The organism is Pseudomonas sp. ERMR1:02, from assembly GCF_002277815.1.
Classification (GTDB): domain Bacteria; phylum Pseudomonadota; class Gammaproteobacteria; order Pseudomonadales; family Pseudomonadaceae; genus Aquipseudomonas.
Map to the genome: position 1 here is coordinate 241,031 of NZ_NKJI01000001.1, position 16,329 is coordinate 257,359.

At 57.3% G+C, this 16,329-nt stretch carries 10 protein-coding genes and 2 pseudogenes; all 12 read left to right on the forward strand.

What is annotated here, in order from left to right; translation table 11 throughout:
• Positions 1-4: 4 nt before the first annotated feature.
• The 12 genes and pseudogenes from tssF (at position 5) to CES87_RS01190 (ending at position 16,309) form a co-directional block, all read left to right on the forward strand.
• The gene (gene tssF, locus CES87_RS01135; RefSeq protein ID WP_128604595.1) at positions 5-1,792 is read left to right on the forward strand and encodes a type VI secretion system baseplate subunit TssF; all 1,788 of its coding nucleotides are present in this window, start codon (positions 5-7) and stop codon (positions 1,790-1,792) included.
• The gene (gene tssG / locus CES87_RS01140; protein ID WP_128604596.1) at positions 1,756-2,772 is read left to right on the forward strand and encodes a type VI secretion system baseplate subunit TssG; all 1,017 of its coding nucleotides are present in this window, start codon (positions 1,756-1,758) and stop codon (positions 2,770-2,772) included. The genes tssF and tssG overlap by 37 nt, the downstream gene beginning before the upstream one ends.
• Before the next feature lie 3 nt (positions 2,773-2,775).
• Positions 2,776-5,382 carry a type VI secretion system ATPase TssH gene (tssH, locus tag CES87_RS01145; protein WP_128604597.1) on the forward strand — a complete coding sequence of 869 codons (2,607 nt, stop codon included), beginning with the start codon at positions 2,776-2,778 and terminating at the stop codon, positions 5,380-5,382.
• Between the two features lie 7 nt (positions 5,383-5,389).
• Positions 5,390-6,907, forward strand: a complete 1,518-nt coding sequence (locus tag CES87_RS01150) for a sigma 54-interacting transcriptional regulator (protein ID WP_128604598.1) — start codon at positions 5,390-5,392, stop codon at positions 6,905-6,907.
• A gap of 76 nt (positions 6,908-6,983) precedes the next feature.
• A complete protein-coding gene (locus CES87_RS01155; protein WP_128604993.1) occupies positions 6,984-7,124 on the forward strand; it encodes a type VI secretion protein in 141 nt (46 codons plus the stop codon).
• 17 nt (positions 7,125-7,141) lie between these two features.
• A complete protein-coding gene (gene tagH, locus CES87_RS01160; RefSeq protein ID WP_128604599.1) occupies positions 7,142-8,332 on the forward strand; it encodes a type VI secretion system-associated FHA domain protein TagH in 1,191 nt (396 codons plus the stop codon).
• A gap of 5 nt (positions 8,333-8,337) precedes the next feature.
• Complete coding sequence (tssJ, locus tag CES87_RS01165; protein ID WP_128604600.1) at positions 8,338-8,838, forward strand: type VI secretion system lipoprotein TssJ; 501 nt, start codon at positions 8,338-8,340, stop codon at positions 8,836-8,838.
• 2 nt (positions 8,839-8,840) lie between these two features.
• A pseudogene (tssK, locus tag CES87_RS01170) lies at positions 8,841-10,170 on the forward strand (type VI secretion system baseplate subunit TssK).
• Positions 10,171-10,175: 5 nt separating this feature from the next.
• Entirely contained in the window at positions 10,176-11,066 is an 891-nt protein-coding gene (icmH, locus tag CES87_RS01175) for a type IVB secretion system protein IcmH/DotU (protein WP_128604601.1), read from the forward strand.
• Entirely contained in the window at positions 11,066-14,569 is a 3,504-nt protein-coding gene (gene tssM, locus CES87_RS01180) for a type VI secretion system membrane subunit TssM (protein WP_128604602.1), read from the forward strand. The genes icmH and tssM overlap by 1 nt, the downstream gene beginning before the upstream one ends.
• Positions 14,569-15,297 carry a PP2C family serine/threonine-protein phosphatase gene (locus CES87_RS01185; RefSeq protein ID WP_128604603.1) on the forward strand — a complete coding sequence of 243 codons (729 nt, stop codon included), beginning with the start codon at positions 14,569-14,571 and terminating at the stop codon, positions 15,295-15,297. Before tssM ends, CES87_RS01185 begins: the two co-directional genes overlap by 1 nt.
• Positions 15,294-16,309, forward strand: a pseudogene (locus CES87_RS01190) (serine/threonine-protein kinase). Before CES87_RS01185 ends, CES87_RS01190 begins: the two are co-directional and overlap by 4 nt.
• Positions 16,310-16,329: the final 20 nt, after the last annotated feature.

The following is a 16,329-nucleotide window of genomic DNA, read 5'->3' on the forward strand; positions in this document are numbered from 1 at the left end:
TTCCATGTCCTTTAACCACTACTACCAAAGCGAACTGACCGCACTTCGCCAGTTGGGTCGTCGTTTCGCCGAACGTAGTCCTGCTTTGGCGCCTTTCCTGGGGCAGCCCGGACGGGATCCGGATGTGGAGCGTTTGCTGGAAGGCTTCGCGTTTTTGACCGGGCGCCTGCGGCAGAAGCTCGACGACGAATTGCCAGAGTTAAGCCACTCGTTGATGCAATTGCTTTGGCCCAACTATATGCGACCGCTGCCGGCATTCAGCATTTTGCAGTTCGCGCCATTGGCGCGTTCGGAGTCGGCATTTGTGGTTGAACGCGACACCCCGGTGGAAAGTGTACCGATCGATGGTGTGCGTTGCCGTTTCCGCACGTGCTACTCAACCGAGGTCTCAGCGCTGGATCTTGTAGCGCTGAATTATTCGGTCAAGGGCGATGGTTCGCTTTTGAGTCTACGACTGGGGATGAGCGCTGAAGGCCATTTTGGTGAGCTGGGATTGAACCGTTTGCGTCTGCACTTTACGGGCGAACGTTACATTAGCCAAATGCTTTACCTGAGCCTGTTGCGCCATCTGCAAGGCATCGAGCTGATCCCGCTAGATGGTGCCGGCAAGCCAATCGCCGGGGTGAACGACATGCCGCTGTCACTTCGGTTACCTGGCGATCGCGTGCAACCGGTGGGTTTTGCCGAAGAAGACGCGTTGGTTCCGTACCCGTTGAATACCTTCCGTGGTTATCGCTACCTGCAAGAGTATTTCGCTTTTCAGGACAAGTTCCTGTTCGTTGACATCAACGATCTCGACCTGCTCAGGAGCTTGTCCGAAGACCACGTAAAGCAAGTGCGGGGTCTGGAGTTGCGCTTTGATATTCGCAAGAGTGGAATGCAGCGACTGCGCCCGACCCTGGACAACATAAAGCTCCACTGCACGCCGATCGTAAATCTGTTCACGCACGATGCGCTGCCAGTGCGTCTCGACGGAAAGCAGGATGAACACTTGCTTCTGCCAGCCCAGTACGACCCGGAAAACTGCGGTGTTTTCTCGGTAGAAAGCGTCACCGGATGGAGGTCTGGTGGCTTTGGTGAACGGGAGTACGTGCCGTTCGAGTCCTTCGAGCACGATCCGAGTTTTGATGTGCCGGCCAGCCGTCCGCATTACAGCGTTCGCCAGCGCTCATCCTTGCTACACGACGGCCTCGATACCTATCTGAGCTTCGGTATTCAACACTCTGAAGTGCAGGAAACGCTCTCGATCGAGTTGGTGTGCACTAACCAGAATCTGCCTCGCAAGTTAAAGCTCGGTGACATCAATCAGCGTTGCTCACAGACGCCGGAGTTCCTGAGTTTTCGCAATATAACTTCCGTCACGTCATGTTTTGCACCGCCGCTCAATCGGGACTTCCTCTGGAAGCTGATCAGCAACATGTCGCTCAACTATCTATCCCTGGCTGACGTGAATGCGCTGAAGCTGATTCTCGAAACCTACGACCTGCCGCGCTACTACGACCAGCATGCTGAAAAGGTCAGCAAAAGGCTGCTCGACGGGCTCAAGTCGATCAAGCATCAGCACGTCGACAGATTGCACCGTGGATTGCCGGTACGAGGCTTGCGCACTGAATTGATCATCGACCCACAAGGGTACATCGGCGAGGGCGATCTGTTCGTGTTCGCTTCGGTACTCAACGAGTTTTTCGCACTTTACGCCAGCCTCAATTCGTATCACGAACTGCGGGTAATAAGCACGCAAGGAGAAGTCTATCAATGGACGCCCCGCATGGGTCTTCAGCCCCTGCTTTGAGCGGGCTGAGCCAGGTAATACGCGAGTACTCACTGTTTCAGGCCGTGCGGCTGGTGATTGATCGACTGCGCGAGAAACACCCGCACCTGAGTGAAGACGATTTGTACGATCAACTGGAGTTCCAGGCCAATCCGAGCCTCGGTTTTCCTGGTAGCGATGTGGACAGCGTGGAATTTTTTGAGGAGCACGGGCAGATGCGAGCGCGGTTGCGCTTCAACCTGATGAGTCTGGTGGGGGCCGGTTCACCACTGCCGGCGTTCTACGCCGAACAGGCATTGAGCGATAGCGAAGATGGCAACCCGACCCGCAACTTCCTCGATCTGTTCCATCACCGTTTGCAGCGATTGATGTGGCCGATCTGGCGCAAGTATCGATACCACGCTGGGTTCCAGAGTGGTGCCCTTGATTCGTTTTCATCGCAGCTGTTTGCCCTGATCGGCCTTGGTGGCGAAGAGATTCGCAAGGCCCAGGAGCTGAACTGGAAGCGCCTATTACCGTACCTGGGTCTGCTCAGTCTGAGGGCACACTCGGCTGCATTGATCGAGGCAGTTCTACGGTACTACTTCAAGCATGCAGAGCTGACCATCGAGCAATGCATCGAGCGTAGTGTCGACATTCTCGACGAGCAACGTAATTGCCTTGGACGTAGTAACAGCAAGCTCGGTGACGACCTGGTACTGGGCGAACGCGTTCGCGATCGCAGCGGAAAGTTCCGGATTCATATCCGCGAACTTGACTGGCAACGCTTTCACGAATTCCTGCCGATCGGGTTCGGCTATCAACCTTTGTGTGCGCTGGTGCGATTCACCCTGCGGGATCCGCTCGATTACGACATTCGTCTTGTCCTGCGTCGGGAAGAAGTCCGCGAACTGCGCATCGGTGAGCAGAACGTCTGTCATCTGGGGTGGACCAGTTGGCTGGGCTGCGAACGCGCTGACGGCGTGGTGACCCTGAGCAGCAAAAATTCATTAAGGATGTGAGCAATGATCAACATGGACCTGCAACAACTTATCCAGGCGCTGGATCCCGATAGTCGTCGTGACCTGGAAAGTTCTGCTGAACGCAGCATCGCCCGTGGAGGCAGCAAAATCCTCATCGAGGATTTTCTGCTGGCTTTGTTGGAACGCCCGCAAGGTTTGCTCGGTCGTGCCCTGCGAGATGCTGAAGTAGATGCCGGTGAGCTGGCGGCCGCGTTGCAATTGCGAGTTGAGAACAGTGCCTCGCACAATCCGGTGTTCGCTCCGGAGCTGGTGCAATGGCTGCAGGATGCCTTGTTGGTGGCGACCCTCGAGTTGGGTCAGAGCGTGATTGACCAAGCCGCGCTGATCCTCTCATTGCTGCGCAATCCGATGCGCTACGCCGGCAGCCGTTATCAGTTGTTGCTTGCCAGGCTAAACATCGAGCGACTGAAAGAATTTGCGTTGTCCCGGATAGAGCAGCCCACCGTCGGCAAGTCGGTTGTAATCGGTGAATCGTTGTTGGAGCGCTTCACTCACAACCTGACTCAACAGGCCCGTGACGGCACACTCGACCCGGTGTTGTGCCGCGATGTTGCGATCCGTCAGATGGTCGACATCCTCGCCCGTCGCCGCAAAAACAATCCGATCGTGGTCGGCGAAGCGGGCGTTGGCAAAACTGCGCTTGTCGAAGGCTTGGCCTTGCGCATCGCTGCCGGTGAAGTGCCGCCAGTGTTGAAGGGTGTTGAGCTGTTGTCCCTGGACATGGGGCTATTGCAGGCCGGTGCCAGCATTAAAGGTGAGTTCGAGCGGCGCCTCAGGGGCGTGATCGATGAGGTCAAAGCACGGCCGAGTCCGGTGATCCTGTTTATCGACGAAGCCCATACGCTGATCGGCGCGGGGGGCAATGCCGGAGGTTCCGATGCGGCTAATCTGCTCAAACCGGCTCTGGCCCGTGGCGAGTTGCGGACTATCGCCGCCACGACCTGGGCGGAGTACAAGAAATACTTCGAAAAGGACCCTGCGCTGGCCCGACGTTTCCAGCCCGTGCAATTGCATGAGCCCACCATCAGCGAAGCGGTGACGATCCTTCGCGGCCTGGCTACGGTGTATGAGAAGAGCCACGGCATTTACCTGCGTGATGACGCTGTGGTGGCAGCGGCCGAATTGTCTGCGCGCTACCTGACAGGCCGTCAGCTACCGGACAAAGCCGTTGATGTCCTCGACACCGCATGCGCCCGTGTGCGTATCAGTCTGGCAGCTGCTCCGGAAAGTCTGGAGCGTTTGCGTAGGGAACTGGCTGAAGGTGATCGGCAGCGTCAGGCCTTGTGTCGGGACGCCGAAGCCGGGTTGCTGATTGATTACGCAGTGCTGGCCGCTCTGCAAGAGCGTCTTGCCTTGGTTGATGACGAAAGGGCCGAGTTCGAGTCTCTGTGGACCAGACAAAAGGAACTGGCCGAACGGCTGCTGGAACTGCGTCAGCAACTGGCCAGTGCCAGAGGAGGTGCCACCACTGAAACAGCGACACCTATGCAACAAGCACCACGCATCGAAGTACTGGAAATTGCGCTCAACGAAGCCCATCGCGACTTGACTGATGCGCAAGTCAAACAACGTCTGGTGAGCTTCGAAGTGTGCCCGCGTCTGGTGGCCGAAGTGATTAGTGCCTGGACGGGTGTGCCGTTGGCGCAGCTGGCCCGTGAGCACAATACCAAGGTCGCCAGTTTTGCCACCGACCTGCGCAACCGTATTCGAGGTCAGGAACAGGCTATTCAGGCACTGGATCGCTCGATGCGCGCTACGGCCGCGGGCCTCAACAAACCCGACGCGCCTGTGGGCGTGTTTCTGTTGGTCGGCCCGAGCGGCGTCGGCAAGACCGAAACCGCGCTGGCGCTAGCGGATTTGCTGTACGGCGGTGATCGTTTTCTCACCACAATCAACATGTCGGAGTTCCAGGAAAAGCACACTGTCTCGCGCCTGATCGGTGCGCCACCTGGTTATGTTGGTTACGGGGAGGGCGGCATGCTTACTGAAGCCGTGCGTCAGAAGCCGTACTCCATCGTGTTGCTTGATGAAGTCGAGAAGGCGGACCCGGACGTACTCAACCTGTTTTACCAAATATTCGACAAAGGCATGGCTAACGATGGGGAAGGACGCCAGATCGACTTTCGCAATACGCTCATTTTGATGACCTCCAACCTGGGCAGCGAGCGGATCAGTCAATTGTGCGAAAGCATTGCGCGGCCATCCGAGCAGGAGCTCGAAGCGTCCATTCGGCCGATCCTCAACCAACACTTCAAACCGGCTCTGCTGGCGCGCATGAGCATAGTGCCGTATTACCCGGTCAGTGGGCCGGTGCTGCGGGAGCTGATCGAAGTCAAACTCGGTCGCTTGAGAGAGCGCTTGCACCGTCGTCAGCTGGATTTCGGCTATTGCCAGAACCTCGTCGATCACCTGACCGAGCGCTGCACTCAAAGCGACAGCGGTGCCCGTCTGATTGACCAGTTGCTGGACCTGCATGTATTGCCTCAAGTAGCTGACCGTCTGCTTGATGGGATGGCAACGGGAGAACACTTCACGCGCGTTCATGCGACGCTGAATGCCGATGCACGCGTCATCTGCGAGTTCGCTTGAGATGGGGGTGTTCACTCAACTGCCGCAGCCGCTTGTGTACGCCGAGGCCTTGCTGGAGCAGTTCGCCAGTTTATCCCAGGCGGCGGACAGCCCTGCGTTGCTAGGCGCCTTCCTGCGGGGGGTGGCGCAACTCAGCGGTTGCGAACTGACGCAATTGTATTTGCTCGATGCAAACCAAAGCAGCCTAGAACTGAATGCCGAATACCTGAACGGCATCCTGCAACCTCGGGACTTGGCGCAATCCCCGTTGAATTGCAACGATGCGCAACTACTGCAATTCGCCCTGCGCAAGAATCGCGTGGTGTGTTTCGGGCACTTGAGTGGCAGCTTGTACGAAACAGATTTTTTGCCGCCCCAGGCCAAACCATGGCAATCGCTATTGTGTGTGCCGCTGCTGAATCGGCGAGATGCCGTTGAAGGTTTAGTTCTTTGTGCCAGTCGCAGGCATATCGACCTGCAAGGGTTCGCCGACTCTCTGGGTCAATTGGGTTCGTTTGTACTTGGCCAGCTGCAACTGTTGCAACGGCTACATCGGCCGACTGGCAATGCGCGACCTGCACCGGCCAGTGTCCCGAATGCCAGCGGCTTTGGCCTGATCGGCAATAGTCTGGCGATGCGCCAAACCTATTCGCTGATCAGCAAGATCCTGCATAGTCCTTACACCATATTGCTGCGCGGTGAGACCGGTACTGGCAAGGAAGTGGTCGCGCGAGCGATTCACGATGGCGGCCCGCGGCGTTCCCGACCGCTCATCGTGCAGAACTGTGCAGCGTTCGCCGAAAACCTCCTGGAAAGTGAACTGTTCGGCCACCGCAAAGGTGCCTTTACCGGTGCCGACCGCGACCGCGCCGGTCTATTCGATGCGGCTAATGGCGGCACCCTGTTCCTGGATGAAATCGGCGATATGCCGTTGTCCTTGCAAGCCAGATTGTTGCGGGTTTTGCAGGAAGGTGAGATCCGGCCACTGGGATGTAACGACACTCACAAAATCGACGTGCGCATAATCGCGGCGACCCACCGTGACTTGGCGTTGCTGGTCAGGGAAGGCAAGTTTCGTGAGGACTTGTACTACCGTCTCGCGCAATTCCCGATTGAGCTGCCGCCCCTGCGTCAACGTGCAGGCGACATCCTTGATCTGGCCCGACATTTCGCTGACAAGGCCTGCACATTTCTGCAACGGGATAATGTGTACTGGTCCGAAGCGGCGCTGAGTCGTCTGGCCGCCTATGCCTTTCCTGGCAACGTGCGTGAGTTAAAAGGGCTTGTTGAGCGCGCGGTGTTGCTGTGCGAGGGCGAAGAGTTATTGACCGAGCACTTTTCTCTGCCCCAGGACGCGTTTGCGCAAGACAGTAGCCTGTATTTGCGCGAACGCCTGGAGCAGTTCGAGCGCAGCCTGGTGATCGATTGTCTGCGTAAAAACAATGGCAACCAGACGGTTTCTGCCCGACAACTCGGGCTTCCACGCCGCACTCTGCTGTATCGCTTCGGGCGTCTGAACATCAAGCCGGGAGACCTCAATGGTTAATCAGTGGCAACAGATGACCGAGTCCCTGCGTCAGTTTCACCTCATCCCAATCTCTTTTTCCTTCGGAGACCTTCGCATGCCTGGTCGTCACTGGCAGGCCGCTTTGCTGGCACTCGTCGTTCTATGCGGCGTCGGTGGCTGTGGCGGTAATTACAAGTTCAACGACAACACTTATCGCCCCTTGGGTGATCCGCAGGCGGTCAATCGCGGCAAGTAACAGCAAGGAGCATCAACATGGAACTTGTTTTCGAAATACTGAACAACAATCAGTTCTTGTCGACAGATTTTTGCCAGAAGACCTTTACACAATCCGGTGGAATTATTGGCCGGGGCGAGGGTTGTGACTGGGTCATTCGGGACCGCAAGCGTCACCTTTCAAGTCACCACGCGATAATCAGCTACCACGACGGCGCGTTTTATCTGACCGATACCAGCAGAAACGGCATCCAGGACCTGGTCAGCGGTTTGCACCTCAAAAAGGGCGAAGCGCTGCGTATCGAAACCGGAAGCATTTATGGGCTGGGCGACTTCGAGATTCGCGCACGTCTGAGCCATGGCTCGGCACTCTTGGACGTCGAGCCATGCCGTCGGCACAAGACAGGCCATATCATTCCTGACGATGTGTTTATCGGGCTCGACCCATTGAAGGCCGTTGATCAGCAAGAGCATATTTACTGTGAACCCGACGAGCTGAGCGACTTTGATGGGCTTTTTGAGGCTCCCATGCAACGCGCTGACTATGCACGCATCGACATGGAAAACTTGACGGTGCCTTTCCTGGTTGAAGCCCCGACAAAACCTGAACCAGTCAGGCCCAAGGTTACCGAGGGTCAGCGCGAAGATTTCTGGGAGTGTTTCGGTGCCGCGCTGGGAGTGGATTTGAAGGGCCTCGACCCTGCAGCCCGAGAAACACTGGCGATCAATGCTGCGCGCTTGCTCAAGCAGAGCGTCGGCGGACTACAGCAAAGTCTGCGCACCCGCAGCGAACTGAAAAACGAGCTGCGACTGGCCCAGACGACTGTACAAAGTCTGCACGCAAACCCGCTCAAAATTGGCGTCGGTGCAGGTGAGGCGTTGGGCATGTTGCTGGCCAACAAATCGGGGCAGTTACCAGCAGAGCATGCGATTTCCCGCGCTTTCCTTGACCTGCAGGCGCACCAAGTGGCTTTGCTGGCCGCCAGTCGCGCAGCGGTTCGAGGGGCCCTTGAGCACTTTTCGCCACAACAGCTGACCCTGCGTTTCGAGCGCGATAAAAAATCGCTGATCGCCACTTCCGGCAGCCGCTGGAGAGCCTTCAGCCGTTATCACCAAGCCCTGCTACAGGATGATGACTGGAGTGAGCGCCTGCTGACGCGGGACTTTTCCCAGACCTACGAAGAGCAGATTCGCCTGATCTCCACCCTCCACACTGACCTCCAGGGATGATGCACATGTCTCGCAGTCGGACCGCTCCAATCAATGCCCTGACGCTTCTTGCCGCACTGCTTATTCTCACGGGTTGCTCGGCGTTATCGCCGTATTCCAGCGTGACCAAACTCAATTTGAAGCTGACTGCCAGTGATCAACTGAATCCGGATATCCATGGTCGTCCGTCGCCGATTGTCTTGCGTCTGCTGGAGCTCAAGCACCCGGTTGCGTTCGAAAACGCCGATTTCTTCAGCCTCTATGAGCGCGCCGGGAAATCCTTGGCGCCGGACCTTGTGACCAGTGAGGAACTGCAGCTGCGTCCCGGGGAAACCGTAGAGTTCAAGCTCAGCGTGCAAGAGGGAAGTCGTTACGTCGGCATCCTCGCCGCTTACCGCGACCTGCCTGAAACCAGGTGGCGCTACACCGTGCCACTCACATCGGGAGGCGTTACCAACACTGACCTGAAGCTTGATCAGGCCGGTATCCGCAGCAGCACTGAAACACTCGCCAAGGCAGGTGACTGAACATGCACGCCCATAAGGTCATTTGGCAAGAAGGCATGTTGCTTCGTCCGCAGCATTTCCAGCACAACGATCGATACCACGACTATCAGTTGAAAACCCGTACTCAACTGTTGGGCAGTTACACCTGGGGTTTCCTTGACCTGGAAGTCGATTTGCAATACCTCAATATGAGCAAACTGGTGATCAACCGGGCTTCGGGGTCCTGCCGGACGGCAGCCTCTTCGAGGTGGGCGGCAGCTCCAGGCCGCTGGCCCTGGATGTACCTGCCAATACTGGCAATACCCCCATCTATCTGGCGTTGCCATTAGTGACCGGCAACCATGTCGAGTCCCGCCGGCCGGAGCAGTGCGACGTGCTCGCGCGTTACATCGCGTATGAAATGGCTGTCGCCGATTCCAATGCGGGAGACAGTTGCACCAGCGAGGTCAGTTGCGCCCGTCCGGACTTTCGCTTACTGCTTGGCGAGCAGCACAACGATCAGGCCTGTGTGAAGCTGAAAGTCTGCGAAGTGCTCGACACCACACCCGATGGCGTGATCAGCCTCGATCCGGATTTCGTTCCGACGTACCTGCGGGTGCACTCGTCCAGCTATCTGCTCTCTTGTCTGAAAGAAGTCATCAGCATGCTCGGCCATCGGGGCGACGCTATTGCTGAGCGGATTCGCTCCAATGGCAAAGTTGGGGGGCGGAAGTAGGCGATTTCATGATGCTGCAATTGATCAACCGTACCGAACCACTGTTGCGTCATTACCTCACCAAGGAGCAGGTTCACCCTCAAGAGCTGTACTGCACGCTACTGACACTGCTGGGCGAACTGGCCACATTCTCCAGTGAGAGCAAGCGCTCGAATCTGGACAGCCGATACGAACACAGTGATCAGGCCACAAGCTTTCGCAAACTCATGGAAGCGATTCGTCAGGTTCTATCGATGGTGCTCGAACAGCATGCCATCGAAATGCCGATGCAGACGCGTCAGTACGGAATCATGGTTTCACCGTTAAACGACCATAAATTGCTGGGGTCGGCCTCGTTCGTGCTGGCCGCCAGTGCTCAATGCGACGCAGAGGAACTGCGCCATCGGTTGCCGGCACACCTCAAGGTCGGTCCGGTGGAGAGCATCCGCCAACTGGTCAATCTTCATTTGCCTGGCATCAAAGTCAGGCCGTTACCGGTAGCCCCTCGACAGATTGCGTTCCACGCCAACAAAACCTATTTCATCCTCGAACTCAGTTCCGAAGACCAGGCACAACTCGAACGCTCCGGCGGCTTCGCGTTCCACGTGTCCGGAGAATTTGCCGAGCTCGAATTGAATTTCTGGGCCATCAGGAACTGAGCGACATGAAGGACATGGAACACCATCAGGACGACAAAACCGTGCTGCTCGATCGTCTGGGCCAGGGCCCGGCGCAGGGAAACCTGACTGACTCCACCGTGCCACCCCGTTTCGAACAGTTGGAAGAGCGCATGATTTACGCCGCTCGACAGTCGCCAGCACACACCTTCAGCATCAGCCTTAACTCGTTGGTGGCGGCGGCGTCCGGCCTGCTTTCGGAAGTGGTGCGGCTCAAACAGAGCTCCGCTGCTGAAGATTTACCAACCCTTAACCAGCGACTGAGTACTGCACTTGGACACTTCGTCGATAGCGCGCGGCAAAAAGGCATCGAAAATAGCCAGGTATCAACTGCAAGTTATGTGTTGTGCACAGTCATTGACGAGGCGGTAGTGACTACTTCGTGGGGTAAGGAAAGCGAGTGGTCGAAAATGAGCCTTCTCAGCAAACTCCATAATGAGACGTCTGGCGGTGAAAGGTTTTTCCAGTTCCTTGATCGGCTATCGAAAAACCCGGTCAAGCACCTGCCGATGCTGGAACTGATGTACCTGTGCCTGGCGCTTGGATTCGAGGGTAAGTACCGAATTCAGTCGCGTGGCCTTCTGGAGCTCGACAATCTTCGTGACGCCCTCTATCAGCAGATTCGCCAGCTACGCGCAGATGTCCCGCGTGAACTCTCACCACACTGGCAAGGCCTTGGCGAAGGCCAGCAACACAATCCGGTGCGGATTGTGCCGTGGTGGATGGTGGCGCTGATTACGCTGGTGTGTCTGGTGGTGATGTACACAGGATTCGCCTGGGTATTGGGTGAACAACGCGCTTCGGTTTTACAGCCGTTCCAGTCGTTTGAACAAACAATGGATCAACCGCGGTCGCAGCAGTTGAAGGGGCGCGGGTGATGAAAAATTTCTTCAGAGAAGTTGGCGTTTTCTTGCAAAAGACGTGGGTCTGGAGCCTGTTGTTGGTGCTATTTGTCGCGTTGCTGGTGTGGTGTGTCGGGCCGCTGTTGGCGGTGGATGACTACAAGTTCTGGGAAAGCCAGGTGTCGCGCCTGCTGAGCATCAGCGTGTTGTTCCTGATCTGGGGCCTGAGCATGGTTTTCGTCAGTTGGCGCGCCGGTGTACGCACGCAGACACAGGATGGCGCCGAAGACGGTCAGGCATTTCTGCTGCGCAATAAACAGATCGATGAAGAACGCAGAGAGTTGAGGGTGCGCTTCAAGAGCGCCCTTACCACCCTCAAAACTTCGAGCCTCTATCGCGGGCGCCGGGAGTTGCCGTGGTATTTGTTGATCGGTCATCAAGGCAGTGGCAAAACCAGTCTACTGGACCACTCGGGCCTTGAATTCCCGCTCAACACGTTAGACCGCAATATGTCCCGCGAGCCGCTCGGTACTCAATATTGCGATTGGTATTTCGCCGAGAACGGTGTGCTACTCGATACGACAGGCCGCTACCTGACCCAGTCAAATGCCGAAGTCGACGCCAGCGCATGGAGCACCTTACTCGGCCTGCTGCATAAACGGCGTCGCATCGGACCACTCAATGGTGTGTTAGTGACACTCCCGGTGCAAACCTTGATCAGCCACGATCGGGACAGTCTGCGCGCTTTGGCGAAAGACGTGCGTTCACGCTTGCAAGAGGTGCAGCAAAAGCTACACGTCGACCTGCCGGTTTACCTGGTGTTAAGCAAAACGGACGAACAACCAGGCTTTCACGAGTTCTTCGATCAGTTGAGCCGGGAGGAACGGGATCAGGTGTTGGGCGCTAGTCTGAGTGAGGTGTCGGGTGCGTCTGATGCAGCCGCGGTGCGAGTCGAGTTCGAAGCACTGCTGCAGCGACTCAACAGCCAGGTGATCATTCGCATGCATCAGGAGCGCGACCCTCTGCGTCGAGGCCGCATCCTCGACTTCCCGCATCAACTGGGGCTGATCGGTGAAGGGTTGTGCCAATTCGTCAAGGAGACCTTCCCCGGTAGCGGTAACCAGCGCACGAGCAAATTGCGCGGGTTCTATTTCACCAGCGCCACTCTCTCAGGCAAGCCGCTGGATCAGCCGACGGACGCCAATGCGGGGGTAACGCAAGATACTGTTGCGGTTCGACATACCGGGCATTCGCGATTTATCCATCATTTGTTCAGTCGGGTCATTTTTCCGGAGGCAGGTCTTGTCGAGCTGGACAAGCGCGAGCATAGCCGTCTCTATTGGGGGGAGCGCACGGTGTACGCGGGGGCGCTGGTTGCACTGAGCCTGTTTGGTTTTTGGTGGGTTGTTAGTTTCTCTGCCAACCATGAGCGATTGGATAACTTGCGTGCTCTGGCTCAAACCTGGACTCAACAGCGCTCGGTCCTAAGCGGGGGGGACGAATGGCTGGCCGCGCTAGAGTCCCTCGACACCAGCTACGCGGCAACCCGCTTGTTCCCTCAGAAAGCAGATGTCTCGTACCTCGAGCGTGGGGGCTTGTATCAAGCTGAAGCGGTCAATCCGATGCTCAGGAGCGCCTACGAACGTGAGCTTGAAACGCACCTTTTGCCCCGACTCGCGACGCTGCTGGAGGGGCAGATTCGCGCCAGCATGAAAGACCGCGAACGCTTGCTCAATAGCCTGCGTGTGTACCTGATGCTGAACATAAAGGATCGCCGCGACGCGCCATGGCTGAAGGAATGGGTTGCCACCGATTGGTCCGTTCGGTACGCGGGCAACACGTCGTTGCAAAACCGCTTGAACACCCATATTGATCATTTGTTGAAACTGCCATTCAGCTACCCGCTCAATGATTCACTGGTTGCTCAGGCACGTCAGATCTTGCGCAGCGAGTCCTTGGCCAGCGTGGTTTACAGGATGCTCCGCGAGCAGGCTCGCATTCTTCCGGAATACCGTTTGAGCCAGCACCTGGGGCCGCAGGGTGCTCTATTTGTTGGCACCGATCATGTGATTCCCGGGTTTTACACCCAGCAGGGTTATCAAAAATATTTCTCGGTCCGCGGGGCTGCACTCGTTACCGACATCCTGCGTGACAATTGGGTATTGGGCGAGGGCTCGGACATCAGCGCCATGGACTTGCGGCGCCTGATGGTCGAACTGGAGCAACTGTATTTCCGTGACTATGCCAATGCATGGGGAGATGCGATGGGTCGAGTAGCGCTACAGCCCATCAACAACGCCGCTGAAGGGGCGGAGCAACTGGCCGGACTGACTTCTGCCAACTCACCCGTGCTGCAATTGCTCGTACAAGTGCGGGAGAACACGCATTTTTCGGTGGTTGCAGACGCTGTCGATGACGTAACGACAGCTGCACAGGCTTTAGCCGAGAAGGGTGGCAATGCAGGAAAACTCGCCGCCGCCACAGTAAAAAAGGCTTCAGGCGCATTGGCCAACAATCTGCCGGATACTGCAAGAAAAGCGCTCCAGCGTCGCTTCGAACCCCTGCACCGCTTACTGGATGAAAATAACGGTCCGAGCGCTGACCTGAACCCGGTATTGCAAGCGCTCAATGAGCTGCAACTGCAGCTGGCGAGCCTGGCCCGTGCCAGCGCGCCTGACCAAGCGGCGTATGACCTGGCAAAGGCCCGCATGGCCAGCCAGCGTGATGCGCTGAGTCATCTGCGCATGGCCTCAGGTCGCTTACCGCGCCCGGTCGGCGTCTGGTTCAACGTGCTGGCCGAAGATACCTGGCGTCTGGTACTCAGCGATGCCTATCAGTATCTGAATCAGCGTTATCAGAGTGAGCTGTACAGCTTCTACGGCAAGGCGATCAACAAGCGTTATCCCTTCAGTGCACACAGCGCCAGCGACGTAGCGATCAACGACTTCCGCGAGTTTTTCAAAGTCCAGGGCATCGTTGACCGCTTCTTTGATGACTACATGCGTCCATTTGTCAGCGGCGCCCCGGGTACCTACCGCTTGCGCACTATTGATGGTCAAAGTCTGCCTTTGTCTCGGGTTTACCTCGACCAGATGGCTTCGGCACACGTGATCCGCCAGAGCTTCTTCGCCGAAAGCCCCTCCGAGCCGCGCGTACAGTTCAAGCTGGAACCGTACACCCTGGACCCGGCTGTCAGCCGTTCCGAGTTCCGCTTTGGCGACAAGACTATGGAATACCGCCACGGCCCCATCGTAGCGGCTTCTTTCAAATGGCCAACCGATGCCGAGGATGGTCGCACTAGCCTGGTACTCGACAGAATGGCCGATCGTCCGATCGGCATCGAGAAGAACAGCGGTCCATGGTCACTGTTCCGTCTGCTGGACTTGATGCAATCCGAACACCTGATCGGCCGCGATGTGCTTGTGCTCAAAGCCGATCTGGGTGGTCTGCGCGCCAACTACTTGCTGACGAGTCAGCGCACACCGAACCCGTTCGATATGGGTGTGCTGCGCACGTTCCGCATGCCAGTGCAACTCTGATGCCGATGGTCAATCCCTGGCGCAGTGCTGCGCGTACTGACACTGGAAAAGTCAGGGCGCGCAATGAAGATGCATTTCTCGATTGTCCACAGCAGGGCCTGTGGGTGGTCGCCGATGGCATGGGAGGGCATCAAGGGGGCGACATCGCCAGCCAGATGATCGTCTCCAGTCTGGCGGAGTTGCCGGTACAACAAAACTTCGACGAGCAGCTCAAAGCCGTGAGCCAGTGCCTGCATTGGCTCAATCGTCGCCTGGGCCACGAATTGACCCTCATTGCGGGACAACAGGACAACATCATGGGCAGCACCGTTGTAGCGCTGCTGGTGGACGGAAGTCGCGCTGCCTGTATCTGGGCTGGTGACAGCCGATGTTATTTGTGGCGCGATCAGCGCTTGTATCAGCTAACCAAGGATCATTCGCTGATGCAGCAGCTGATTGATAAACAACAGATGTGCGCCGCACAAGCCTGTACTCAACCGTATGCCGGTGCTTTGACTCGGGCAGTAGGGGCAAGCGAAGTGCTGACCCTCGAAGTACTGGAATTGGTGGTGTATCCCGGAGATGCATTTTTGCTATGCAGCGATGGTTTGTATCAAGGCTTGAGCAGCAACGCGCTGGGGAGTGCCTTGAGCGTGAATGTACCGGCGCTTGCGCTGGCGCGTTTGTTCGAGGGCGTCTTGTGCGGGCCGGCGCGGGACAACCTGACTGGTGTGGTGATTCGCCAGTGAGTGAGTCTGCACTGCCGCTCGACAAGCTACCGATCAGTGTAGAGGAGGTTCCCGACCTGACTTACTTCGCTTTCGCCAAACCCGCTGCCGAATCTGGTGAGATTATGTCGACCCAGCCCCATCCCCCCGAGTTGCTGGACGTGTTGACGGGGCGATACCGCATCGAGCGGTTGCTCGGTGCCGGTGGTATGGGCGTGGTGTACCGCGCGCGGGATTTGTTGCACGAACAGTTCGGTGATCCTGAGCCATATGTTGCGCTGAAAATGCTCGGTGAAGAGCTTGTCGACTCCCCGGATGCCAGCGCCTTGCTCTACAGCGAGTTTGCCCTGACCCGGCGCTTGCACCATCCGAATGTGCTGCGCGTGCACAGCTTTGAAGTAGACACACATTGCCGACGAGCCTTCATCACCATGGAGTTGATGCGCGGCAAGACGCTGGACAAATTGCTCTGCGAACGGCCTCTGGGTTTATCGTGGCCAGAACTGCGTGACATTGCGCTTCCTTTGCTCGATGCGTTGGCCTATGCCCACGGCCGCGGCGTGCTGCACGGCGATTTGAAACCGAGCAATGTGATGCTCAGTGAAGAAGGCGTCCGGCTGTTTGATTTCGGTCTGGGCCAGGCTGAGGAGCGCATCATTGCGGGTCTGCCAAAGCTGAGTCGCCAGCGTTTCAATGCCTGGACTCCAAGCTATGCAGCCCCCGAACTGCTCGAAGGCGAACCGCTGTCGGCCGGCGCGGACGTCTATGCCGTAGCTTGTGTGTTGTACGAATTGGCAGGGGCAAACACCCGTTCAGCCGTTGGCCCTCAACTCGCGCGCGGGATGAGCATCTGGACCGTGAGCTGCGTGCTCCCAGGCATCTGCCGAAACACTGTTGGCCCGCGTTACGAGTGGCGCTGAGTTTCGATGCGGCGCAACGGGTCAGCTCGGCCCAGGGACTTTATGACGCCATGAGCAATCAACCATCTTGGCTGCGACGCTGGTCTGCCCCGTTACGTTTTTACTCCTGTTGAGGCGTTGCTTGTGACACGGG

Excerpts from the sequence above, each read along its gene's own strand:
- tssF (WP_128604595.1), top strand. The coding sequence starts at position 5 with ATGTCCTTTAACCACTACTACCAAAGCGAACTGACCGCACTTCGCCAG.
- tssG (WP_128604596.1), top strand. The coding sequence starts at position 1,756 with ATGGACGCCCCGCATGGGTCTTCAGCCCCTGCTTTGAGCGGGCTGAGC.
- tssH (WP_128604597.1), top strand. The coding sequence starts at position 2,776 with ATGATCAACATGGACCTGCAACAACTTATCCAGGCGCTGGATCCCGAT.
- CES87_RS01155 (WP_128604993.1), top strand. The coding sequence starts at position 6,984 with ATGCCTGGTCGTCACTGGCAGGCCGCTTTGCTGGCACTCGTCGTTCTA.
- tagH (WP_128604599.1), top strand. The coding sequence starts at position 7,142 with ATGGAACTTGTTTTCGAAATACTGAACAACAATCAGTTCTTGTCGACA.
- tssJ (WP_128604600.1), top strand. The coding sequence starts at position 8,338 with ATGTCTCGCAGTCGGACCGCTCCAATCAATGCCCTGACGCTTCTTGCC.
- icmH (WP_128604601.1), top strand. The coding sequence starts at position 10,176 with ATGAAGGACATGGAACACCATCAGGACGACAAAACCGTGCTGCTCGAT.
- tssM (WP_128604602.1), top strand. The coding sequence starts at position 11,066 with ATGAAAAATTTCTTCAGAGAAGTTGGCGTTTTCTTGCAAAAGACGTGG.
- CES87_RS01185 (WP_128604603.1), top strand. The coding sequence starts at position 14,569 with ATGCCGATGGTCAATCCCTGGCGCAGTGCTGCGCGTACTGACACTGGA.